Source organism: Saccharothrix violaceirubra, from assembly GCF_014203755.1.
GTDB lineage: Bacteria > Actinomycetota > Actinomycetes > Mycobacteriales > Pseudonocardiaceae > Actinosynnema > Actinosynnema violaceirubrum.
Genome location: NZ_JACHJS010000001.1, coordinates 4947881 through 4971252 on the forward strand (window position 1 = coordinate 4947881; position 23372 = coordinate 4971252).

Here is a 23372-nt window from a genome sequence, read left to right on the forward strand (position 1 = left end):
CGAAATGTGCGTTCAGGCACCCCCGATCGGGGGTGCCTGAACGCCGGGGGACGTCACGGGTTGACGAGCAACGTCACCTCGGACTCGTCGTAGGGCAGGTACTTCGCGCGGACCACGGCACCGGGCTGCACCTGGCCCAACGCGCCCGGCGGCACGGTCTTCTCCTGCGTCACGTCGAAGCGGGTGCCGTCCGGTCTGGTGACGCGCAGGGTCAGGACGATCACCGCCCGCCCGGCCCGCACCTCGCCGGTCGGGTTCATGGCCAGCACGACGGCCTGCGCGTCGAGACCGTTCTCCGCGATGTGCAGCTGCTTGGGCGTGATGTGCCCCTTGGCGAGCTGGATCCGGTCCAGCGCGGCCTGGAGTTCGTACGCCGGCGCGTCGACCGCCAGCACCACCCGGCCGTCCGGCAGGTAGCGCACCGGCAGCACGGCACCGGGCTGGACCGCGCCCAGTTCGGTCAGGTCGACGAGGTGCCGGGCCACCGCGCGGAACCCGCGCCCTTCCGGCGTGTCGACGTCCAGCACGATGTCGAGCTGCGGCTGGTCGTTGATGGACAGGCCGGTGCGGGCGGTGGACACGACCGTGCCCATGCCGATCGGCGCGCCCGCGAACTCGGCCGGCACGTCGCCGCGCAGGGCCGCCATGGACTCGCCGAACGAGCGGCGGAACGCCGACAGCGAGAACAGGATCGGCACCACGGTCAGGAGCAGCACCGGGGCGATCAGCCAGCCGTTGAGCCAGGCGAACTCGTCCGTGCCGGTCAAGCCGGTGTACACGTAGTAGCCGGTGGCCGTGAGGCCGACGATCAGGGCGATCTTGGCGAAGGTCCGCATGGGACGTCCTTTCAGCGGGAAGGGGTACCGAAGAAGTCTGTGTCACCGACTTCGAGCCTGGTGAGGCGGCCTTCGGGAGTCGCGACCACCACCTCGTCGTCGGTGGCGATCGCGGCCGTGCCGTCGGGCAGCACGACGGCACGGTCGACACCGCTCGAACCCAGGGGAAGCGTGGCGGTCACGGCACCGGTCGTCAGGGACACCGCGCTGACCGCCGCGGACCGGTCGTTGACCGAACGGTCGTGCACGACCAGGATCCGCCCGGCCTCGGCACCCACCGCCCGGCCGCCGTCGACCACGATCCGGGCGCCGTGGAACACCTCGGTGCCGATTCCGGTGCCGCGCGCCAGCACCTCGCCGGGCGCGCCGGACCGTTCGCGCACGGTGATCTTGTCGTCGCCCAGCGACGCCTCGGACGCGGTCGTCGACTCCGACCGACGGATCTTCTCGGGCCGCCACCCCGGCACGTCGACCGGCTGTGCGGCCGTGCCGTCCACGGGGATCGCGAGCACCGTGCCGTCGGAGTCGACGGTGAGCACCCGCCGTCCCTCGGGGTCGTACACGTAGGCGTCGGGCGAGGCCACGAACTTCGCGCCGAGACCGGCGATGTCGTCCGGACCGGCGACGTGCGAGCCGTCGACGAGGTCGAGCAGGACCGGACCGGACGCGGTGGCGACGAACGCGTACCGTTCGCCCGCCGCGACCACGGCCGCGTCCCACACGAGCCGGTCGGAGAGCTGCACGTCCCACAGCACGCGGCCGTCGCGCGGGTCGACGGCGGCGAGCCGGACCTGGAACATGTCGTGGAACATGAGCTGCCACATGCCACGCGGACCGCTGCGCTCGTAGGGCACGAGCACGACGTCGCGCCCGGCGACCCGACCGGTGCCGATCCCGGCCTTGATCTCGATCTCCGGGTCCGGCGTCATCAGGTACGAGCCGCCGAAGAACAGCCCGGCGAACAGCACCAGGGGCACCAGCAACGCGAAGGGCGCCACCAGCCTGGTGCGACGTGGCGTCCCGTAAGGCGTCTTGTACATCCGTCCTCCCCGCTTGTGCGACGAGAGGGACTTTGCCGCGCGACCCCCGCCTACCGGTCACAGGAACGGGTTAGGCTCGGCGGCGTGAGCACGGTCCGCGCCGCCGGCGCCGCACTGCCGCGCGGGCTGCTGATCGCCCAGGCGTGGGGCGGTCTCGGCGACGCGGTCGCCCCGCTCAGCGGCGCCGCCGGCAGACCCCTGGCGCGCACGGTGAAACTCATCCTCGACCCGCTGGTGCTGCGGCCCGTGCTGAATCCGGGCTTCGCCGCCGGTGCGGTGGCGATGGATCACGTGGACGCGTTGCGTGATCGGATCGTCGCGGCCGGTCCCGTGCTGGCCGCGACCGCCGCGTGGTTCTTGGTGGTGAAGAAGGAACGCCGTCGGCGCGGCATCACCGAGGGCAACCCGCAGGACCTGTACTTCCAGCGCTGCTTCGAACTGGCGACCGCGCACGGCGACCCGGCCGACGAACCCGACCTGGCGTCGACGCGGGCGGCCGGGGTGCTGGCCGAGGTGCACGACCGCGCCGGGCCGACGGTCGGCCGCCTGCGCGACTTCGTGGCCGACCACGTCGCCGAGTTGGACCGCCTGCTGGAAGCCGCCTGGACGACGGTTCCGGTCCGGCCCGGCCCGGAACCGGAGACCGGTTCGTCCGCGACGGCCCTGTCCACCGGCACACGGCACGTCGACCGCACGGCCTCGACGAGCGGCGACCCCGCGGAACCGGAGGACGCCCGGGGAAGCGAGGCCACCGGATCCCAGGGCCTTCGCCTCCAGGGCACCGACGTATGCCACTCCGGCTCCGGGCACGTGGAGTCGGCCGCTGTCTCCCGGTCCGGCGGTCGCACCGCCGTCCTCGTGCCCGGCCGCACGGCGAGCCTCCAGGTGCCGACGCCCCCGCCCGGCGACAGCCGAGCCGGGTCGCTCGACGAGGTCTTGGCCGCGCGGATCGGCGCGTTCCTCGACGGGTGCGCGACCCGGCCCGACGCCGGGCTGTTCGGCGGACTTCTCGCGGACCGGGTCGGGTCCTCGGCGGCCGTCGGGCACCGGGGCGACGGGGTCGCCCGCGAGCAGGGGCTCACCGATCTGCCCCGGCCGGTCCGCCCGGTGGTGGGCGACACGGCGTCCAAGAAGTCGTTGCCCAAGCCGTTCGACCGGTCGATCGTCGAGCGCCTGTTCGGCGCGCTGTCCGGGTCCGGCGACCGGGACGGGTTGGCCGACGTGCCCGATCTGGTGCGGGCGGAGATCTCGCGGTCGGCGTCGCCCTGGCAGCTCGGCACCGAGGCCGCGCGGGTGACGATCGCGCTCGGTCGGGCGGCGGCCGGCGGGCTCACCGGCGACGCGGCGTCCACCGACGCCGCCGCGCGGCTGCGGTCACGCTGGGAACGCGAGGCGTACGTGCACCGCGTGTTGCGCATGCCCGACAAAGTGCCCGGCGAGGTGCGGGCGGACGTGCTCGGCGTGTGCCAGGCGTACCTGCGGCGGTTGTGGGTCCGCGTGCACGGGCGTGAACTGCGCGGCGAGGACGTCGGAGCGGCGGACGTCTGGGACCTGCTCGACGGCGTGCTGCGGTCCGTGGTGCTCGACCAGCGCGACCGGCTGCGCAGCGCGCTCGAACGGCGGGACGGCCGATGACCCGGATCGTCCGTGCCGACCACGGGATCACGGTCGGCACGCCACCGCCGCACCCGGAGCGGACCGCGTTGCTGGAGGCGCGCGGCGCGGTGCTCACGTGGGACGTGCTCACCGGGGAGCCGTCGCTGGTCGTGCACGACCCGGTGGCCGCCGACTGGCTGTGGGAGGTCGTCGGCCTCGACGCGGCCGACGCGATCCTCGGCGCCGCGGCGGAGGTCGACCTCGTCCCCGGCCCCCTGCACGAGCGGGCCCGGACCGCCGCCCACCTCGACTGGGTCGGCGCGTGGTGGCCCGCGTCCCCGACCGCCGGGATCGCCGGGGTGAACCCGGCGCTGCTGCGGGCCGAACGGGCGGTGGCCGTCAACGCGGTCGAGCACCTGCTCGACGACGAGGACGCCACCGGGCGCGCGCTGCGGGGGATCCCGCCCCTGGACACCGCCGGATGCCGCCTGAGCGTGGACGACCTGGCGCGGCAGGTCCTGGCCCTGGCCGAGGACTACGGCGTCGAGCAGGCCGCCGCGGTCCCGACGCGCGCCGACTTCGCCCTGGCCGCCGGCGGCGACCCGTCGACCGGCGTGACCGTCCTCAGTGGAGTGTCCGAAACGGACTGGTCGACCGTGCCGCGGGGACTGCTCGACGCCACCGCCCCCGCCCGGTGGTCGGTGGTGCGCGAGGGCGGCACCTCGTACCTGGAGGTCGCCGTGCCGTCCGGTCCGACGCCCGGACCCGTGCCGCTGGCCCGTTTCGGCCCGGTCGAGGTCCCGCTGGAGCGCGGCGCGCTCGGCTGGTACACCGGCCGCGCCGCCGTGGCGCCGACCGTGTTGCTGCTGCCGCCCGACCGGCGCGTGCTGTCGGTGTCCGTGCCCGGTTACACCGCGGCGCCCGAGGACTCCGGGCGGCGGGCGGCGATCGTGGCCTACGCCCGTGCCCGCATGGTGCTGCCGTCCGCGACCCTGACCGAACGCGAAGCGGGCCTGCGGTGACCTCGTGGCGCGACCGGCATGACGAAGGCACCCTCCTTGCGGCACAAGGGGATCCACGTGCCGCGGCCGTGCTCGCCGAAGCCCTGGAGCTGGCCTCGGACGCGACCGAGCGCACGGCGACGTCGATCAACCTCGCGGCCGTGGTCGACGACGCCACCGCCCTGGAGCTGCTGACCGGTCTCGCCGGCGCCACGGCCGCGGCGGCACGCGCCCAACTGCTGGCGCGTGCGGGTCGGGTGGCCGAAGCGTGGCAGGACGTGGAAAGCGGCTTGGCGGACGCGTCCCCGCGCGAGGAGACCATGCTGCGCATCGTGCGCACCGGCCTGTTCATGCTCGAAGGCCGGCTGTACGAGGCCGAGGACGAGGCGACGCGCAGCGTCGACCTGGCCCGTGCCCACTGCCCGGACCTGCTCGCGCACCCGTACGAGAACCTGGCCGCCATCGCCGACGCGGTGGGCGACCACGCCGCCGCCACCGCCTACCGCGCCGCCGCGCGGGACGACGTCCGGTCGTGGGACGACCTCAACGCCCGGGCCATCGCGTTCGCGGAGGCGGGTGACCGGGCGAACGCGGCCCGGACGTTCGAGGCCGCCTACCGGGCCACCCTCGACAGCGACGACCACACGACGTCGTGCGCCCGTGCCGTCCTGGCCGGCAACCTCGCCAAGAACGCGCCGGACAGCGCCGCGGCCGTCGACTGGGCCACCGAGGCGATCACGCTGGCGACCGCGCTGCGCCCGGACCCGAACGCCCCGGTCGACCTGGCGGACGTGCTGGTCAAAGCCCTGTCGGACCGGGCGCACCACCTCCGACACCTGTCCCGGTTCGACGAGGCCCTCGCGGATGTCGAAGCGGCGCAAGGGATCCACGCGCGTCCCGCGTTGCGGGCGCTCAAGGCGTCCGTGCTGGTGTCCGCCGGGCGGTTCGCCGAAGGGGCAGCGGAGGCGCGGGCAGCCCTCGACCTCGCGTATGCACAGGCGCCCGAGGTCGCCGCCGCCGTGCACGCCACCCTCGCCGAACTCGCGGACGCGACCGGCGACCGGATCGAGGCCGCCGAACAGCACGGGCTCGCCCGCGCTCTCGCGGCGGCCGTCGACGACCCGGTGACCGGCTGCACGGCCGTGCTGGGCCTGGCCCGCCTCGCCTACCTCGAAGGCGACTACTCCCGGGCCGACGTGCTCCACGCCGAGGCCGAGGCCCTGGTGGGCACGGACCCCGCGATCCTGCACGGTCGGGCCGTGGTCGCGATCGGACGCGGGCAGGCGGACGAAGCCTTGCGCCTCTTGGAGAGCATGCCGGCGGACGGCGCGGGCACGCCGATCCGGGCGATCACCGGACACCAGTTGCGGGGCCTGGCCGCCGCGACCGCCCACCGGTACGACGAGGCCGACGACCGGTACGCCCGCGCCGTCGAGGTCGCCGAACGGGCCGGGCTGTGGCACGTCGTCATCGGCGCGTCCTGGTGGCGGGCCGAGTCGTTGCTGCGGTGGGCCGTGCACACCGGCGAGACGGCCGGTGCGTTGAGCCGACGGGCGTTGGACGTGGCGTTGCCCGCGGCCCTCGCCGCCGAGGCGGTGCGGCACCGCTTCCCGCACGGCCCCCTGCGGGAACGGTGGATCTCGCTCGCCGCCGCGCCCGCCACCCGCACGGCGTTGCGGGCCATCGGAGCGCTCGGCGAGGGCGAGCTGGCCGCCGCCTACCTGGACCACGTCAGCAGCCCAGTGTCGTTCGCCGGCCCGGTGTCGTTCGCCGCCGACGAGGCCGAACCGGGCGCGCGTGCCGAGATCGCCGCCCTTCCCCCGCCCACCGCCGAACCCGATCACCTGCCCTACGCGGCGTCGGCGTTCCTCCTGACCGAGACCGAGGTCCCGGGTTTCGCGCTGCCGCCCCGGGTCCGGCCCGACCCGCGCACGCGGACCCCGCTGGACGACTGGATCGACCTCGCCGAACGCCGCTACGGGTTCCCGGTGCGCGGCGAGGGGGTGGTCTCGTCGTGGTGAGCGTGCAGGTCAAGTACGTGGACGCGGGCGACCTCTACGTCACGTGGCGTTGGGAGCACCTGCGTGACCAGCCCCGGGCCGTCCTGGTCGAACGCGCGCACGTGCGTGAGGCGTCGGCCGCGCTGGACGCTGCCGTGCCCAGTCCGAACCGGAACGAATCCGGCCACGACGCGGTGCGTCGGGCGCTGACCGGACCGTTGCTCGACCTCGGCGCGGAACGTCGACTGGCCGCCGCGCTGTCCGGTGCGCTCTTGCCCGCCCAGCTCTGCGCGGAGCTGAACTCCCTGTTGTCCCAACAGATCCGGCCGCACCTGCGGATCCAACCCTCGCCCTCGACGGCACGTGTCCCGTGGGAGGCGCTCGCGGTCTCCGACGCGGAACGGTTGGTGCACTTGGCGGACACGTCCGTGCTCCTGCCCGCGACCGTCCGCAACGCACCGGAACGCCGCGTCTCGACCGGCGACGGACCGGTGGTGCGCGTGGTCGACCCGGTGGTGCCGGGGTTCGCCGACGCGTCCGCGCTGGGGTCCGTGCTCGGTCCCGGTGCACCACGACCCGTGGTCGACCGTGACTCGTTGGAAGAGCTTCTCGTCACCGCGTCCCGGTTCCTCTACGTCGGACACGTCACGACGGGCGGCCATGCCCTGGACGCGCGGTTGCACCTGTCGTGCGGGCCGGACTCCGAAGGTCGTGCCGGTCTGGTGGGCGGTCACCGGCCGCTGACCGCCGCCGACCTGGTCCTGGGCCACCGTGCCGGACCGCGCCGACCGTGGCGGATTCCGCGCCGGGTCGCCCTGGTCGCGTGCGAGAGCGGCGGCGACCTGCGCTTCGCCGAACCGTCCGGTCTGGTGGCGGCGCTGGTGCACGGCGGCGCCGAGCACGTCGTCGCCACGCGGTGGACGCTGCCGACCGATGCCGGGTTGGCCGCGCTGGTCCCCGTTTTCCCGGGCACCCCGGTACTCCGACCGGCCGTACGCGCGATCGACGCGGCGCAGCAGGCGGACGACCCGGTCGCCGCGCTCAACGCGTGGCAGCGCGAGCGTGCCGACGAGTGGGAGCGCACCGGGGATCCGGCCTGCTCACCCGTGGTGTGGGCGGCGTTCGGGACCGCCTGGGCACCACAGTCCACTGTGTACTGAAAGCGTGTGCACCGGATTTCGTTGGCAGAGCGGACATTTCGCACGAATGTGACATGGCGTGACGGATGGGTGACCGTCCGTCGGATTGCTTCTTGACACGACAGTTGGTCTAGTCCAATTGTGGGGACGTTCCACCGCCGCGGACCCAACCGTCCGGGCGATCCACCCCCTGCACTGGAGCGCACATGCGTCCGTCCAGAATCCTGATCGGCCTCACGGCCGCGCTGGCCGCCGTCGCGGTCGGCTCGGCACCCGCACCGGCGGCACCGGCCAAGGCCGCTGCCGCCACCCCCCTGCCCGCGCACGTGTTCGCGCCGTACTTCGAGGCGTGGACGGGCGACAACCCGCTGACCCTGTCGAAGGCGTCCGGCGCGAAGTACCTGACCTTCGCGTTCCTCCAGACGCAGTCCCCGGGTTCCTGCACCCCGCTGTGGAACGGCGACCCGAACATGCCGATCTCCTCCTCGGTGTTCGGCTCGGAGATCAAGGCGATGCAGGCGGCCGGCGGCGACGCCATCCCGTCGTTCGGCGGCTACACCGCCGACACGACCGGCACCGAACTCGCCGACAGCTGCTCGGACGTCAACAAGATCGCCGAGGCGTACCAGAAGCTGATCACGACCTACGACATCAGCCGCATCGACCTCGACATCGAGATCGACGCCCTGGACAACACCGCCGGTGTCGACCGCCGCAACAAGGCCGTCAAGCTGACCCAGGACTGGGCGGCGGCCAACGGTCGCAAGGTCGAGTTCTCCTACACCCTGCCGACGACCACGCGCGGCCTGGCCGCCAACGGCGTCGCGCTGCTGCGCAATGCCGCGCAGAACAACACCCGTGTCGACGTCGTCAACATCATGACGTTCGACTACTACGACAACGCCACGCACAACATGGCCGAGGACACCAAGACCGCCGCACAGGGTCTGGTGAACCAGATGGCGCAGGTGTGGCCGGGCAAGACCCAGGCGCAGCTCTGGGCGTCGGTCGGCGTCACCGAGATGATCGGTGTCGACGACTTCGGCCCCGCCGAGACGTTCACGCTGGCCAACGCGCCGGTCGTGCTCGACTGGGCGCGCGAGAAGAACATCAACACGCTGTCGTTCTGGGCGCTCCAGCGTGACAACGGCAACTGCCCCGGCGGTTCGGCGGCCGACAACTGCTCCGGCATCGCGCAGAAGCAGTGGGAGTTCACCGGCATCTTCGCGCCGTTCAGCGGCGGCGGCACGCCGCAGCCGGACAACGACTTCTCCGTGGGCGTCACCCCGTCGTCGGTCGCGCTCGACCCGGGCAAGACCGCGTCGGCGACGGTGAACACCGCCGTCGTCAAGGGCACCGCGCAGAACGTCGCGCTGACCGCGTCGGTCTCCGGCGGTTCGGGCGTCACCGCGTCCGTCGCACCGGGCAGCGTCACCGCCGGCGGCACCGCGACCGTGACGGTCAACGCCGCCGCGACCGCCACCCCCGGCGCGTACACGGTGACCGTGACCGGCACCGCGGGCACGACCACGCACACGGCCACCCTGTCGGTGACCGTCAACGGCGGCCAGCCCGGCGGCCCGCTCGCCAACGGCGACTTCGAGAGCGGCGTCCTGGCGCCGTGGACCGCGCCCGGCGACAGCATCGTGTCGACCCCGGCGCACTCGGGCACCCACGCCCTCCAGGTGACGCCGAGCGCGTCGTCGACCGGGCAGGCGTCGCAGGTCGTGACGCTCGCGCCGAACAAGCAGTACACGCTCAAGGCGTGGGTGCGCGGCAACTACGTGTACATCGGCGTCTCGGGCGGCGCGACCGGCAGCGCGTGGACGTCGTCCGCGGACTGGAAGCAGCTCTCGGTCACGTTCACCACGGGCGCCTCCGGTACGGCGACCGTGTACGCGCACGGCTGGTACGGGCAGTCCCCGGTGTTCGTGGACGACGTGACGGTGGGCTGAGTGCTCCCGTGCGGCGGGTCGGCGCCTTGTCTTGGCACCGACCCGCCGTTCGGTCGTACAGTGCGTTTTGTGCCCTATGCGTTGACCGAAGACGGCATCTCAGTCCACTACGACGTGCGGGGCACCGGCGACCCGCTGCTGCTGATCGCCGGGCAGTCGAACAGCCGGCACTGGTGGGACTGGGTGCGGCCCTACTTCGCCGAGTCGTTCACGACCATCGCGTTCGACCATCGCGGTACCGGTGCCAGCGACAAGCCCGAGGGTGACTACAGCACGGTCATGTTCGCCGAGGACGCGCGGGCGGTGCTGGATGATCTGGGTGTGGGTCGGGCGCATGTGTACGGCACGTCCATGGGTGGTCGGGCGGCGCAGTGGCTGGCGGCGCTCCATCCTTCGCGGGTGGAGCGGTTGGTGTTGGGGTGCACGTCGCCCGGGGGGCCGCATGGGTTCGAGCGGGGGCCTGAGGTGCGTAAGGCGTTGGCGCAGCCCGATCGGGGCAAGGCACTTCAGGCTTTGATCGACCTGATGTACACGCCGGGTTGGAACGGGCCCTACAGCACGGTGGGCGATCCGGATATGCCACCTTATGCGCGGCGGGCTCATCTGTTGGCCAGTGCGGCGCACAATGGGTGGGATGCGTTGGCCGCGATCAAGGCGCCGACGCTGGTGGTGCACGGGAGTGACGACGAGTTCAACCCGACCGCGAACGCGCCGTTGATCGCGGATCGGGTGCCGGATTCTCGGTTGCACCTGATCGAGGGGGCTCGGCATGCGTACTTCGAGGAGTTCCACGGTGAGGCCGGGCCGTTGGTGGCGGATTTTCTGACGGCTTGAGGGGTCGGGTGCGGTCGCTCGCCGCGCGGGCCGACCACCGGAAAGGGGCACCCGCCCCGGTTTTCCGCCGATGTGGGTTGCGTCAGATGCCGCCGGTGCTCGGTGTCCTGTTGTCAGCGGGACAGTTCGGATTGGGCGCGGGTCAGTGCGGCTCTGGCGCGGGATTCCTCTTCGGTCAGGCCGATGCGTTCTGCCAGTTCCAAGGCTGTGCGGTAGTGCGGTAGTGCGGCTTCCGGGCCGTCCAGGGCGTGTACGGACGCCGCGTAGTCGTTTCGTACGCCCAATTCCAGTGCTCTCAGCACGCCGCCGCCGACCAGTCTCAGTGCTTTCAGGTGGTGTTCGTGTGCGCGGTCGCGGTCGCCCAGTTTTCGGTAGGTGGTGCCCAGTGCGTTGTGGCCCATGCCGAGCAGGCCGCTGTCGGACAGTTCCGAGGCGAGTTCGCAGCAGCGGTCGAGCAGTGCGCGGGCCAGGTCTGGTCGGCCGCGTTCGCTGTGCACCTCGCCGAGGTTGACCAGCGAGATGGCCTCGCTGTGGCGGAAACCCGCGCGGCGGGCGGCGTCCAGGGCACGCTCGTGGTGGCGTAGGGCCTCGTCCAGGTCGCCGCGTGTGAACGCCGAGATGCCGAGGTTGGTGGCCGCCACGTTGACCAACGCGAGGTCGTCGCCCGCCGCGTCGAGTGCCCGCGTCAGGTGTCCGTCGGCCGGTGCGCCGATCCTGGCCAGCGCGCCGCCCAGGTGGCACAGCACGTAGCCGTCCGTTCCCGTTGACCGTTCCGCCGCCGTCCGGTGCAGGTCGAGGGCGTCGTGGAGGTATGCGGCGACGTCGAGGAAGCGGTGCAGTGCGCGGGACAGGTGGACGGCGTGCCGTACCTCGGCGTGTCTGGCGAGTGCGAGGACGCAGGCCCGTTCGGCGATCATCCACTCGATCGCGTCCTTGATCGACGTGAAGTCCGGTGACGGGCCCGCGGGTGGTGGTACCGGTGGGCGGCGGTGCGGTTCGCCCGGCGTGAACCGGTCGGCGGCTCGGGACGCCACGTGGCAGTAGTGGTCCGCCAACCTGGTCAGGGCGCCTTCGGTGGTCGACTCCCCGGCGTACAGCCTGACCAGGTCGTGCATCCGGTACCGACCGGGGGCTGCCTGGTGTACGAGGTGGGCGTCCTCCAGTTCGCGCAACGCTCTTTGGGCCGCCGCGCGGGGCACGTCCGCCAGTGCCGCCGCGCCCGACACCGGCACGTCCGGGCCCGGAACGACGCCCAGCAGGGCGAACATCCGGGCCGACGTCGGGGTCAGCGCCCGCACCGAGGCGGCGAACACGGCGCGCAGGCTGGTCGACAGGTCGCCGGTGTCCAACGCGTCCAGCCGGGCCTCGGCCACCTCCGCGGCCAGTACGGCGGCGGGCACGTCGGGTTGTGCCTTGGTGCGTGCGGCGAGGATGCCCAGTGCCAGCGGCAGTCCCGCGCAGTGCCGCACCAGCGCGGGGTCGCCTCGCGTGCCGACGTGGGCGGCGAACAGTTCGGCCGACCTTGTCTCGTCGAGCACCGGCACGCCGACGACCGCGGCGCCGTGCGTGGCGATCAGCCCGGTGAGCCGGTTGCGGCTGGTCACGAGCACGGCCGACGTGCCGCCCACCGGGAGCAGCGGCGTGACCTGCGCGGTGTCGCGGGCGTTGTCCAGCACGACCAACAGCCGCCGGCCGACGGTCAGCTCGTGGTAGAGCGCGATCTGGGCGGCGGGCTCGACGGGCACGGACCTCGGTGCGACGCCGAGCGCGTCGAGGAACACGCGCACGGCCGCGTCCGGCGGCAGCGGTGCCGCGACCGGGTCGAAGCCGCGCAGGTCCACGTGCAGGCGACCGTCCGGGAACCGCGCGCGGTGCGCCCAGTGCAGCGCCAACCACGTCTTGCCCACTCCCCCGCCGCCGCTGAGCACGGCGATCGCCGGTCGGCCGGGGGCGAGCAGGGCGTCCAGCCGGGCCAGTTCGGCGTCGCGGCCGATCAGAAACGGTGGTGCGACCGGGAGGCGGTGTGGTGCCCGGCGCTCCTCGACGGCGGTGTCGGTGAGCAGGGACCGGTGCAGCGCGCGCAGTTCCGGGCCCGGTTCGGCGCCGAGGTGGTCGATCAGGCTCGTGCGGACGACCTGGTAGTGGCGCAGGGCGTCGGCCGGGCGGCCGGCGCCGTGCAGGGCGCGCATCAACTGGGCGGCCACGTGCTCGTCCAGCGGGTGGGCGGCTGCGCGCACGGGCAGTTCGGCCAGGAGTTCGGCGTGCCGGCCTTGGGCCAACGCCAGGTCGACGCGGCGGCGGTCGGCCTCGGCGTGTTCGGCCTCCAGCGTCCGGCGCACGGCATCCGCCCACGGGGTGTCGACGCCGCTGAGCGGTTCGGTGCGCCACAACGCCAAAGCGCGCTCCAGGACGCCGAGCGCCGCCTGGTCGTCGAGTGACCGGGCCTGGCGGACCAGGTCGCGGAAGCGGTGCAGGTCGACGGAGTCCGGCGGCACGGTCAGCGCGTAGCCGCCGTCGCGCCGGATGATCGTCGCACCGGTGCCGGCCAGCACGCGGCGCAGCCGGGACAGGTACGTGCGCAGCACCGACCGTGCGCGCAGCGGCGGGCGGTCGTCCCACACACGGTCGAGCAGCCGGTCGGTCAGGACCACGCGACCGGGATCGACGAGCAACGCCACCAGCACGCACCGCTGCCGGGCGTGCCCGGGATCGACGCGCACGCCGTCGATCCGGACCTCGACTCCGTCGAGCAGCCGGAACTCCACCCCCATCGTGCCTTTGTACGCCTGCTGATCAGCGGGTTCAACGTTCCTCGTGCACCCGTTCGGCGGTGTGCGCCCACGCTCGTCCCCGTGACCGGACGAACCGGAGGAGGCCGGCCGTGCATCCGTTCGAGGCTCTGCGCATCACCCGACGCCGACAGCTCGACGCGGAGTCGGTGGCCGCCGGCCACCGACTTGCCCGCGAAGTCATCCGAACGGGCAGCCGACGACCACCGGCGGTGGTTCCACCGGCGACCGATTCGGCTGAAGGAAGCACGAGGAACGGGGAGTGGTCGGAATGATCGGCATTCGTGCGTTCCGAATCCGGGGCCCGCCGTGATCGACGGGCCCCGAACGGCCCACTGGGTCGAGCATGATCCCGATGTGTACTCCTTGATGGTTCCATTTCACTTCGGCACAGTGGCCGCGTGACCAACCGACGTTTACCGGCGGGCTCCTGGCTGCCGGTCGGTCGACTTCCCGGGATTCCCGCCGCACTGTGCGCGGAAGGCGCGTACCTGCCCCGTCCCCTGCCGTCCACACTCGACTTCCCGGTCGCGACGTACCGCCGCGCGGCCGACGCCATGCTCCTGCTCGGCCGGCTCGACGAGGCCGCCACGCGCTCGCCGGTGCGGTCCACCCTGGTGCGCGCGACGCGGGTGCGCGACGCCCGCAGTTCGGCGAACCTGGCCGGCATCGTGCTCGGCCTGACCGAGGCGTTCGCCGAAGAACTCCTTGTCTCCCAAGGAGAAGGTCCGCTGCCGCGCACGGGGCACAGCCGCCTGGTCACGCCCTTCCTCGCCGCCTACCGGTACGGGCTGGACCGGGTGGGCGCGGGCGAACCGGTCGACGACACCATGATCGGCGGGGTGAGCGCGATCATGACCGGCGCACCGGGGCCGCGGCGGCGCACGGGCGTCGGGTGGCTGGGCCGCAAACCGGAACGGGCCTACCTGCTCACGGCTTCCGGCGCGCACCTCGCGGCGTCGGTCGAGCAGTGGTCGACGACGGCGCGCGAGATCAGCGACCAGCCCGTCATCCTGAAGATCGGACTGCTGCACTACCAATTGGAAGTGCTGCAACCGTTCCCGACGGCCAACGGGCACGTCGCGCGCACCTATTCGATGTTGGCGATGGTGGAAAGCGGACTGCTGCGCGATCAGGTGCTGCCGCTCTCGGTGTGGCTCAACGACAGCCTCGACGAGTACCAGCGGCAGATCCGCCGGGTCGTCGACACCGGGGAGGTGCACCACTGGCTGGACTTCTACACCACCGCGATCCGCGACCAGGCGTACGACCAGCTCGGGCTGATCGCCGCGCTCGACGGCCTGATCGCGGAGTTCCGCCGCCTGGTGTCGGGCGACACGGTGTACGCGAAGGTCGCCGAGGACCTGGTCGGCTTCCCGGTGACCAACCACCGTGCGATCCAGGAGCGCTACGGCGTCACGCGCAAGTTCTCCACCGACGTGACCAGGCGGCTGGTGGACCTGGGCATCCTGTCGAGCTGGGAGGGACGCGGGTACCGGCAGGTGTTCGTCTGCGACCCGGTCCTCGACCTGCTCACCCTGTACCCGGCGTGAGCCGGTGCCGATCCGGACCGACGGCCGTGGTGCACAAACGACCGTGGTGCCGCGCCGGATCACCTCGTGCCCCGGTCCGCACGGAGGACCGCCGCGCCAGGCGCGGTCGCCCGGGGGTCAGGCCGTTCGGCGCGCGACTACTCCGCGTCCGGCCCGAGCGGGCTGCCCGGCGGTGTCGCGCCCAGCGCCCGAACGCGGTGCGCGGCCTGGTCGTCCACGCCCGAGTACCCCACCACCGCGCGGTCGAACTGGCGGCGTGCCGCCGCCTCCGCGCCCGTCGCCCACAGCGCGCGCCCCCAGGTCTCCCAGACGACGGCGCGGTCGGCGGCGGACGCGTCGGGTAACCGCTCGTAGGCTTTGTCGGCGCGGATCGCGTAGTCCACGGCCGCGTCGGGCCGACCGGCTTCGAGCATCAACGCGCCGAGGTGGCCCAATGCCGCCGCCGCCCCTTTCTCGTCGTGCGCGCGCAGGTGCAGGCCGAGCAGCCGGTCGCCGCAGTCGATCACCCGGTCGAGCCGGTCACGGGCCCGGAACAGGGTTTCCAGCCACCCGAGCGCGGCGACCTGGCCCTCGTGGTCGCCGAGTTCGTGCCACACCTCCCACTCGCGCATGCCCTCGGCCTCGGCCGCCCGGTGCGCACCCCGGTCCAGGAAGTACTCGGCACCCAGCCGGAACACCCGGGCCAGCGCGGGCGTGCGGTCGAGCACCGCGCCCCGGTCGCGCAGGCGGACGGCCCAGATCTCGTCGACGTCGCCGGGCAGCGCGGTCCAGACGGCGGCCAGCAGCACGGCCGCGCGTTCGTGGTCGCCCAGGGCCACCAGCGAATCCACCGCCGCGAGCACGTCGCCCAGATCCGCGTCGACCCACTCGCCGACCGTCACCCGAACTCCGTCGCCCACGGGCAACCACCCCATCCGCACAAGATCGTCAGTCTGGTCGTCGGCGTCGATCGCCCGGTACCGCCAAGTCGTGAGACCGACCGGGTGAGAGCCGACCACACACCGTTACCAGGAAACGGGCAGTGCGCGCAGCCCGTAGATCGGGGAATCGAAGCGGAATTCCGGCCGGTCGACGGCGATCCGCAGGTCGGGCACGGTCGTGACGAGTGCTCGCAACGCCGCCCGCAGTTCGATCCGGGCCAGGAGCTGTCCGACGCACTGGTGCACCCCGTTGCCGAACGCGAGGTGGTGTCGTGATTCCCGGGCGAGGTCGAGCCGGTGTGGTTCGGGGAACACGTCCGGGTCGTGGTTGGCGGCGAACAGGGAGGCGACGACACCGTCACCGGCCTTGACCGGGCAGCCCGACAGGGCGGCTTCGCCCGTGACCGCCCGCACGACCCCGTGGTGCACGGGACTGAGGTACCGCAACAGCTCCTCGACCGCACTGTCCACAAGGGACGGATCGGCGACCAGCTCGGCCCAGCGCCCGCTCTCGTGCAACGCCAGGACCGACAGCGAGATCGTGTTGGCGGTCGTCTCGTGACCGCCGACGAGCAGGAGCACGGTCATCCCGACCGCCTCCTCGTCCGTGAGGTCGGGGAAGTCGCGCAGCAGGCGCCCGACCAGGTCGTCGCGGAACGTGCTTCGCCGCGCCCGCACCAGTTCGGCGAGGTAGTCGTGCAACTCGGTCAGGGCGGCGCCCACCTCGGCCGCCGACAACGACCGGTCCAGGTGCGCCCGACTGCGCGTGGCGAAGAACTCCTGGTCGTCGAGCGGAACGCCGAGCACCAGGCAGATGACGTCCGACGGCACCGGCAGCGCGAACCCGGCGACGAGATCCGCCGGGGACGGACCGGCGAGCAGCAGGTCGAGCCGCCCGGCGGTGATCCGCTCGACCTCGGGCCGCAGTTCCGCCATGCGCCGCACGGTGAACTCGCCGGTCAGCATCCGCCGGTAGCGGGTGTGCAGGGGCGGATCGGTGACCAGGAAACTGCCCGGCGCGGCCGTCCGGTCCACGACGGGCCGCAACTGCGGATAGCCGGGTCGCGCGGGATCGGAGCTGAACCGGTCGTGGTCGCGCAGTACGGCGCGCACGTCGTGGTAGCGCGTGAGCAGCAACGCCTCCTGCCCGTGCCGCAACGACACCGGACGCACCGGGCACCGCTCCCGCAACCCGGCGAACTCCTCCGGCACCCCGAGCCGCTGTGGCCGTTCGAACGGATAGTCCACGACACCGCAGGTTAACGCCCGCGATCCCACCGCTTCGAGGACCGAAGGGGTGCAGCCGGGCGGGTGCCTGAGTGGAGGACTCGCGGGTGCTACAGGGAGGAGGTCAGGCGTTCTTCCACGTGGTCCAAGGCCATGCGGACGGCGCCCAGCGCCACGCCGGCGGCGCCCAGGGCCGACACGCGCAGCTCCACCGGTGCCAGCAGCAGGGGGCGCAGGCGTTTGCGGACGGCCTCGAAGAGGAGTTCGCCGGCGCGGGTCACGCCGCCGCCGACGACGACGCGTTGCGGATCCATCAGCAGCAACTGCACGGCCAGGCCCCGGGCGAAGCGGGCCGCGATGGTGTCGACCACCGACAGCGCGGCCTCGTCGCCCTCGCGGGCCGCGTCGAACAGGAACGCGATGTCGCCCGTGGCCTCCAACCGGTCGCGGACGTCGCCCGAGCAGCGTTGGATCGCCAGCCGCAGGATCGCGCCGGCGCCCACGAGGCGTTCGAACGCGCCCAACCCGTCGGTCGCGGCCGGCGGTTCGGCGTCCAGATCGGTGACCAGGTCGATGAAGCCGAGTTCGCCCGCCGCCGCCGACGCGCCGCCGTAGGGCTTGTCGTCGATGACCATGCCGGTGCCGATGCGTTCGCCCCACTGCACGAACAGCAGGTTGTCGCTGGACTCGCCGCGCCAGCGCTCGGCGCGCACGGCCAGGTTGACGTCGTTCTCGATGTGCACCGGGCAGCCGAGCCACCCGCGCAGCTCCGCCGTCACGGGCAGGCCGCTCCAGCCCGCGATGCTCGGCGCGAGGACGATCTCGCCGCTGGCGTGGTCCACGATGCCGGGCGCGCCGACCGCGACCGACCACAGGTCGGCGGGCGCCACGCCGGTCTCGGCCGCGGCCTTGGCCAGGGTCGTGCGCAGCAACCGGACGAGCCGTTCGCCGGTCGCGTCGGCCGGGGTGGCGGCCTGGCGCTGGGACAGGACCTTTCCGGACAGGTCGGCCACCATCACGAGGACCTTGTGCGGGCCGATGTCGATGCCGGCCACGTGACCGAGTTCGGCGCGGAACCGCGCGCGGGACGCCGGGCGACCGACCTGGTGCTCGGTCGCCCCGGTGAACTCGACCAGTCCGGCCTCGGTCAGCGCCGTCAACGCCCTGGTCACGGCGGGCCGGGACAGGCCCGTCGCCTGGACCAATCCGGAGACGGTCGCGATCAGGTCGTCGACCGCGCGCAACGCGTTGAGCACGGCGAGGGCGTTGATCCTGCGCAGTACATGGGGCCCGGTGGCCGCGTTTCCGGCTGACACGCACCCCTCCCGGTTCTCGTGATCCGGCACCGTAGCAGGTGTGGACCTCTTGACAATTGGTACAGACCACATCAGAGTATCGAACGATTCGTTAGTAAGTCTCCCACCCGGAAGAGGCAGCGATGACGAACGCAACCGCCGCGCCGGTCACCGCACACCGCGCCGGCCGGGTGCCGCGACAGCGTGGTGGCGGCGTCGACGAGGTGAAGTACCGGCTGATCGCCGACCACCTGATCGCCGCGATGAACCGGGGCGAGCACCCCGTCGGCAGCACCCTGCCCACGCTCCAGCAGCTCATGGAACGCTTCGGCGTCGCGCGCGGGACCGCCCGCGCCGCGGTGGCCGTCCTGGTCGCCGAGGGCCTGGCCACGCCGCGCCAGGGCTACGGGACCGTCGTCTCGGCCACACGCACCCGTTCCGACCAGGCAAAACCCCGCACGTTGCCGAGCGGGATCCCGCACCCCAAGGTCGTGTTGAGCGGGTGGACGGCGGCCACGCCGGACATCGCGTCGCGGCTGGGCATCCCGGCGGGGACGCTGGTCGTGCATCGCATCAGGCATCACCACACGGGTACCCGGGTCACGCGGATCGAACAGCAGTGGCTGCCGGAATCGATCGCGACGGCGATCGAGGAGCGGACCGGGCACGACATCTCGGACCGGGACGACACGCCCCAGCCGGACCTGACGCCGCTGCTGCGGCACGCCGGGTTCGACCCGGTGGTGGCGACGGTGCAGGTGGGCGCCCGCCTGCCCGACCACGCCGAGGCCGACACCATGCGGCTGTCGACGGACACCCCGCTGGTCGTGGTCGACCGGATCACGCACAGCTCGTCGGGGTCGCCGGTCGAGGTCACCAGCACCGTGTCGACCACCGGGCGCACCGCACCCCGGTTCACGATCCCCATCACCGGCTAGATGTACTGCCCCGTGAGGTTGGGTACGCGGCTGGCAGGTGGTTGGCCTTTGAGTGCGGTGTGGCCGCGGTGGTGATTGTAGGTGTGCAGCCACCGCGGCAGCGTCTCGCGGCGTTCGGTCTCAGACCGGTATGCCTGGGCGTAGGCCCATTCGTCGAGCAGGGTGCGGTTGTAGCGTTCGACCTTGCCGTTGGTCTGGGGCCGGTAGGCGCGGGTGCGTTTGTGGGTGATGCCCGCCTGGGCGAGGGTGTCGCGCCACAGATTCGAGCGGTAGCAGGAGCCGTTGTCGGTCAGCACCCGCTTGACCGCCACTCCCGCCGCCTGGAAGAACGCCTGTGCCCGGTGCCAGAAGGCGACAGCGGTGTGCTTGGTCTCGTCGGGCAGGATCTCGGTGTAGGCCAGCCGGGAGTGGTCGTCCACCGCGTTGTGCAGGTAGGCGTAGCCGAGGTTCGGGCGGCCGTGGACCCTGCGCGGTCGGGCGGGGTCGCGGTGGGCCGAGCTGTTGCGCCCACCGGCCTGCCGACCGTGAACCTTGTGGCCGCCGCCGTCGGGGATGTTGCCGAGCTTCTTGATGTCGACATGCACCAGGTCGCCCGGTGCGGCGTGCTCGTAGCGGCGCACCGGCGCGGCGGTGGCCCGATCCAGGTGCGCCAGGCGGGCCAGGCCGAAACGGCGCAGCACCCGGTGCACCGTGGAGGGGTTCAGGCCCAGCAGGTGGGCGATGCGGGCCGGTCCCCACCGCCGGGCCAGGCGCACTTTCACGATCCGCCGTTCACGGCGGGTGGGCAGGCGCCCGGGGCTATGGTGGGGTCGGCTTGAGCGGTCGGCCATGCCCACCTCGCCCGACTCGCGGTAGCGAGAGGCCCAGCGGGCCGCGGTGGTCGGCGAGACCTGGAACCGCTCGGCCGCCCGCCGCAGCGGCCAGCCCTCCTCCACGACACACCGGGCCAGGCGCAGCCTGCCCACCGGAGTCAGCGGTGCGTTAGCGTGGGTCACGAGGGCCTCCGTCGGCTTGGTGTAGACGTCGCAATCCACACCGAACCCGGAGGCCCTCCCTCATTCCAACATCATCCGACTACGTGTCGCGTCGGACGTCCACAACCTCCCAGGGCAGTACAGCTAGACCGCGAGTCATACGTTCGGACACCGCGAGTTGTGCGTTCGGACACCGCGAAATGTGCGTTCGAGCACCCCGGAACGCCCTGTGCCCCGAGTCCGCGTGCGGACTCGGGGCACAGGGATGGGACAGGGCGGTGTCTTCCGTGTGATCGCCGGATCACACGGAAGACACCGGACCGGGGCGCCGGGCGCGGTGCCCGGCAGCGGGGATCAGCCCGCGCGCCAGAGGGCCGGGGTCGTCGGCGGCTCCCAGCCGGGCTGGGCGGTGTGGCCCTGGAGGCAGGTGAAGGTCGAACCGTTGAAGGTGACCTTCGCGCCGGCCGCGTACGCCGTGCCGACCGCCCACGTGGTGTTGCCCGGACCCGTGGGGCCGGTGGGACCCGTCGGGCCGGTCGGGCCCGTCGGACCGGTGGGCTTGGTCGTCGTGGTGGTCGGCCGCGTCGTCGTGGTCTGCGGCACGTTCAGCACGAAGTCGTAGGCACCGGTCTTGCCGTTGCCGTCCTGACCCATGGTCATGAGCAGCCGCGGGTCGTAGATGGTGTCCGTGTTGTTGCGCGGCTCGTTCGGGAAGTAGAGCTGCGTGGTCAGGATCGACCGGCCGGGGGCCTGGACCTTGACGTGGATGTGCCGCGTACGACCCGGGTACAGGCCCGGCACGATCGTCGTCAGCGTGAACTTGCCGTTCGCGTCCGTGAACTGGTGGCCGCGGAACGTGAAGCCCACGTTGTCGTAGTTGCCCGCGTTGTCGGCCTGCCAGAAGTCCAGCAGCGCGTTCGCGATCGGCTGGCACGCGCGGCCGAACACGTAGCCGGACACCGTCAGGCGGGTGCCCTGGGTGCTGCCGGTGATCAGCGACGTGCGCTGCGGCGAGTTCGGCTTGAAGTACGGGCCCTCGGTCTGCGGGATCGTCGGCTGGTCGCCGTCGTCGCACGCCGGGGTGAGGGCGAGCGGCCCACCCGACTCCGGGATCGTGCGGGCGAGGGCCGGGACGGCCATCAGGCCGACGGGGACCGCGACACCGGCCGCGAGGGCGGCACGCAGGACCGTCTTGCGGCTCAGGAGACCGGCATCATTCCCAGCCGGCTCGGTCGAGCTGTGTTCGCCGTCCAGAGGCGCGTTCATGCCTGCTCCTTGTGGTGGGACGTCGGGGATTCATCACGAACCTATTTAGGCGGTCCGGCGTGGACGATGGACTGGTGCGGCTGGTCGTGGTGAATCTCCTGGGCCGTAATAACTGTGAACGTCCACGCGCGCCGGTACGACCGGTCTCCCGGCACCCGCACGCCGGAAGTCGCCCGGACTCACCCCCGTCTCGCGGCGGAAGAAGCGGCAGAAGTAGGCAGGATCGACGAATCCGACCCGGTTTCCCACTTGGCGAACGGTCAGGTCGGTCTTCACCAACAGCCGTTTGGCCTCGTGCGCACGCGCCTCGCGGACCAGTTGCGAGGGCGTCCGACCGGTCGCCGCCTTGACCGCCTCCGTCAGGTATCCGGGCGTCACCCCGATGTGTTCCGCGTACGCCCGCACGGACCACAGGTCGAGATCCGCACGGCCCAGCAGCCGCGCGAATTCGTCGGCCACCGCGCCGGGGCGCGCGGGCATCGTGGCGGACGGGGTCTCGGGCAGTCGCGCGGCGCGCAGCACGAGCACGTGCAGCAGGGACCTCAGCACGGACTCGACGCCCTCGGCGGACTCCCGGTACTCCTCCTCCAGCTCGCGCATCAGCGACGACGTCCGGTCGCGGGTGTCGTCGTCCAACGTCAGCCAGGGGCGTTCGCTCAGCCGGCGCAGCACCTCCCGGTCGGCCGGGTGGTCGATCAGGAAGTCGTCGGTGAACAGGACGACGTAGCCCTCCAGCTCGCGCACGTCGTCCCAGTGGTGCACCTGACCGGGCGAGATGACGCACAGGTGCGGTGGTTTCAGGTCCCACCGCGCGAAGTCCACGACGTGCGCGCCGCTGCCGCCGGTGACGTACACGATCTCGTGGAAGGTGTGCCGGTGCGGGAAGGGCGCGTGCGACAGGGGACCGATGGCGTCGAACGTGCCGATCGAGAACGGCATGGAGTTGGGCAGGGCCACCTCCAAGCGGTGCATCGGCAGCTCGCCCTCGCGCGGTGCGTCGCAGGGCGTCCCCGGTAACACCGTCGTTTCGCGCATCGTCACGACCCTTTCGTCACCGGACCTAAGGTCCAGACCAATTGTGCGTTGAATCACGATGGCACGACGAAGCCCGTGGCGGAACGGGAGGAAACGGGCACCCGACGGCCGACGGGTGCGATCGACGCGAAAAGAGACCGTTCGGAGCAGTCCCCCGGGACTGAAAGGCCCCGCAAAACCGGTCGAACAGCCCCATACCGATTCTCTTATACCGCGTCGGGTGTTTTACCGGACAACCATAGGCGAGCCGCCGGGGCGGCGACACCCCCGCGTGCCATTCACACCGGCGGTACGTCCGTCCAATCATCGGACGGCTCACGGGCCGTGACCGGGGCGATAAAGAGCCACAATCGGACCCCCGCAGATCGGCGGTTCTTCGGATAACCGGGACTGCATTCGGTGCGACCGATTGCGCTTGCCGGCCGACGGCACGGGACGAATGTCGGCCGCCGAAAGCAGTACAGGCGACCTGGATCACGTCACCGTCTGTTGAAACGCGACTGCCGGAGTCTTGACGGCTTCTCGACACGGCCGCAATGATCGAGCGGCCAAATCGGATTGCGGCCACGGCGCACCCAGCGCTAAACAGCCTCCCGACAATCACCGGTCCGATACAGGGGGGTGTCGACGTGCGTGTTCTCCGACTGCTCATCGCGGCTGTCGTCGAGTTCTCCGTCCTGTTCGGCGCACCCGTGGTCGCCGACCCGCACCCGCATCGCGAGACCACCGAGCACCAGCTGCTCATCCAGGCGCTCACCTGCGCCCTCGACCGGTGCGAAACGGGCCCCGCCGACCTGGGACCGGAACCGAAAGCCCTGGTCACACCCCCTCCGATCGACCACGGAACCGATGCGGGCGACCACCCTGTCCTGCCCGCCGCCCTGGTCGACCCGACCGCCGCCCGTGGGCCGCCGCCGACCGGATTCCACCCCGAGTCCGCCCTGTAACCGCAGTCGGAAATCAACGGCTGCGGC

18 protein-coding genes are annotated in these 23372 nt (G+C 72.2%); 9 read left to right on the forward strand and 9 right to left on the reverse strand.

What is annotated here, in order from left to right:
- Positions 1-53: 53 nt before the first annotated feature.
- Positions 54-836: a hypothetical protein gene (locus tag F4559_RS22650; protein WP_184671757.1), complete on the reverse strand. Its 783-nt coding sequence runs from the start codon at positions 834-836 to the stop codon at positions 54-56.
- 11 nt (positions 837-847) lie between these two features.
- Positions 848-1876: a PA2928 family protein gene (locus F4559_RS22655; protein ID WP_184671759.1), complete on the reverse strand. Its 1029-nt coding sequence runs from the start codon at positions 1874-1876 to the stop codon at positions 848-850.
- A gap of 84 nt (positions 1877-1960) precedes the next feature.
- On the opposite strand from F4559_RS22655, the gene F4559_RS22660 reads away from it, so the two are divergent.
- The 6 genes from F4559_RS22660 (at position 1961) to F4559_RS22685 (ending at position 10401) form a co-directional block, all read left to right on the forward strand.
- Complete coding sequence (locus tag F4559_RS22660) at positions 1961-3511, forward strand: hypothetical protein (RefSeq protein ID WP_184671761.1); 1551 nt, start codon at positions 1961-1963, stop codon at positions 3509-3511.
- On the forward strand, positions 3508-4494 hold the full coding sequence (locus F4559_RS22665) for a hypothetical protein (RefSeq protein WP_184671763.1): 987 nt from the start codon (positions 3508-3510) through the stop codon (positions 4492-4494). The genes F4559_RS22660 and F4559_RS22665 overlap by 4 nt, the downstream gene beginning before the upstream one ends.
- A 68-nt stretch (positions 4495-4562) precedes the next feature.
- Entirely contained in the window at positions 4563-6494 is a 1932-nt protein-coding gene (locus F4559_RS22670) for a hypothetical protein (protein WP_184671765.1), read from the forward strand.
- Positions 6491-7633, forward strand: a complete 1143-nt coding sequence (locus tag F4559_RS22675) for a CHAT domain-containing protein (RefSeq protein WP_221447348.1) — start codon at positions 6491-6493, stop codon at positions 7631-7633. The genes F4559_RS22670 and F4559_RS22675 overlap by 4 nt, the downstream gene beginning before the upstream one ends.
- Positions 7634-7818: 185 nt before the next feature.
- Positions 7819-9567 (forward strand): carbohydrate binding domain-containing protein, encoded by a 1749-nt coding sequence (locus F4559_RS22680; RefSeq protein ID WP_184671769.1) that lies wholly within the window; start codon positions 7819-7821, stop codon positions 9565-9567.
- A 69-nt stretch (positions 9568-9636) separates the two neighbouring features.
- Complete coding sequence (locus F4559_RS22685) at positions 9637-10401, forward strand: alpha/beta fold hydrolase (protein ID WP_184671772.1); 765 nt, start codon at positions 9637-9639, stop codon at positions 10399-10401.
- 113 nt (positions 10402-10514) lie between these two features.
- Here the strand turns inward: F4559_RS22685 and F4559_RS22690 are convergent, their stop codons facing one another.
- Entirely contained in the window at positions 10515-13172 is a 2658-nt protein-coding gene (locus F4559_RS22690; RefSeq protein WP_184671774.1) for an AfsR/SARP family transcriptional regulator, read from the reverse strand.
- A gap of 419 nt (positions 13173-13591) precedes the next feature.
- On the opposite strand from F4559_RS22690, the gene F4559_RS22695 reads away from it, so the two are divergent.
- Entirely contained in the window at positions 13592-14743 is a 1152-nt protein-coding gene (locus F4559_RS22695) for a Fic family protein (RefSeq protein ID WP_184671777.1), read from the forward strand.
- A gap of 137 nt (positions 14744-14880) precedes the next feature.
- Here the strand turns inward: F4559_RS22695 and F4559_RS22700 are convergent, their stop codons facing one another.
- The 3 genes from F4559_RS22700 to F4559_RS22710 form a co-directional block, all read right to left on the reverse strand.
- Entirely contained in the window at positions 14881-15642 is a 762-nt protein-coding gene (locus tag F4559_RS22700) for a hypothetical protein (protein WP_184671779.1), read from the reverse strand.
- Between the two features lie 105 nt (positions 15643-15747).
- On the reverse strand, positions 15748-16911 hold the full coding sequence (locus F4559_RS36520; protein ID WP_184671782.1) for a cytochrome P450: 1164 nt from the start codon (positions 16909-16911) through the stop codon (positions 15748-15750).
- 89 nt (positions 16912-17000) lie between these two features.
- Positions 17001-18206: an ROK family transcriptional regulator gene (locus F4559_RS22710; RefSeq protein ID WP_184671784.1), complete on the reverse strand. Its 1206-nt coding sequence runs from the start codon at positions 18204-18206 to the stop codon at positions 17001-17003.
- Positions 18207-18328: 122 nt separating this feature from the next.
- Here F4559_RS22710 and F4559_RS22715 point away from each other — a divergent pair, with 122 nt between their 5' ends.
- Entirely contained in the window at positions 18329-19123 is a 795-nt protein-coding gene (locus F4559_RS22715; RefSeq protein WP_184671786.1) for a GntR family transcriptional regulator, read from the forward strand.
- Here F4559_RS22715 and F4559_RS22720 read toward each other — a convergent pair.
- From F4559_RS22720 to F4559_RS22730, 3 genes are all read right to left on the reverse strand, one after another.
- Positions 19120-20118 carry an IS481 family transposase gene (locus tag F4559_RS22720; protein WP_184671788.1) on the reverse strand — a complete coding sequence of 333 codons (999 nt, stop codon included), beginning with the start codon at positions 20116-20118 and terminating at the stop codon, positions 19120-19122. The two genes, F4559_RS22715 and F4559_RS22720, sit on opposite strands and share 4 nt — an antisense overlap.
- A gap of 333 nt (positions 20119-20451) precedes the next feature.
- The gene (locus F4559_RS22725; RefSeq protein WP_184671790.1) at positions 20452-21363 is read right to left on the reverse strand and encodes a dioxygenase family protein; all 912 of its coding nucleotides are present in this window, start codon (positions 21361-21363) and stop codon (positions 20452-20454) included.
- A 45-nt stretch (positions 21364-21408) separates the two neighbouring features.
- Positions 21409-22398, reverse strand: coding sequence for a helix-turn-helix transcriptional regulator (locus F4559_RS22730; RefSeq protein WP_184671792.1), 990 nt, complete (start codon positions 22396-22398; stop codon positions 21409-21411).
- A gap of 629 nt (positions 22399-23027) precedes the next feature.
- On the opposite strand from F4559_RS22730, the gene F4559_RS22735 reads away from it, so the two are divergent.
- A complete protein-coding gene (locus tag F4559_RS22735) occupies positions 23028-23345 on the forward strand; it encodes a hypothetical protein (protein WP_184671794.1) in 318 nt (105 codons plus the stop codon).
- The last annotated feature ends 27 nt before the right edge of the window (positions 23346-23372 follow it).

Excerpts from the sequence above, each read along its gene's own strand:
- F4559_RS22715 (WP_184671786.1), top strand. The coding sequence starts at position 18,329 with ATGACGAACGCAACCGCCGCGCCGGTCACCGCACACCGCGCCGGCCGG.
- F4559_RS22665 (WP_184671763.1), top strand. The coding sequence starts at position 3,508 with ATGACCCGGATCGTCCGTGCCGACCACGGGATCACGGTCGGCACGCCA.
- F4559_RS22680 (WP_184671769.1), top strand. The coding sequence starts at position 7,819 with ATGCGTCCGTCCAGAATCCTGATCGGCCTCACGGCCGCGCTGGCCGCC.
- F4559_RS22725 (WP_184671790.1), bottom strand. The coding sequence starts at position 21,363 with ATGAACGCGCCTCTGGACGGCGAACACAGCTCGACCGAGCCGGCTGGG.
- F4559_RS22690 (WP_184671774.1), bottom strand. The coding sequence starts at position 13,172 with ATGGGGGTGGAGTTCCGGCTGCTCGACGGAGTCGAGGTCCGGATCGAC.
- F4559_RS22650 (WP_184671757.1), bottom strand. The coding sequence starts at position 836 with ATGCGGACCTTCGCCAAGATCGCCCTGATCGTCGGCCTCACGGCCACC.
- F4559_RS22655 (WP_184671759.1), bottom strand. The coding sequence starts at position 1,876 with ATGTACAAGACGCCTTACGGGACGCCACGTCGCACCAGGCTGGTGGCG.
- F4559_RS22730 (WP_184671792.1), bottom strand. The coding sequence starts at position 22,398 with ATGCGCGAAACGACGGTGTTACCGGGGACGCCCTGCGACGCACCGCGC.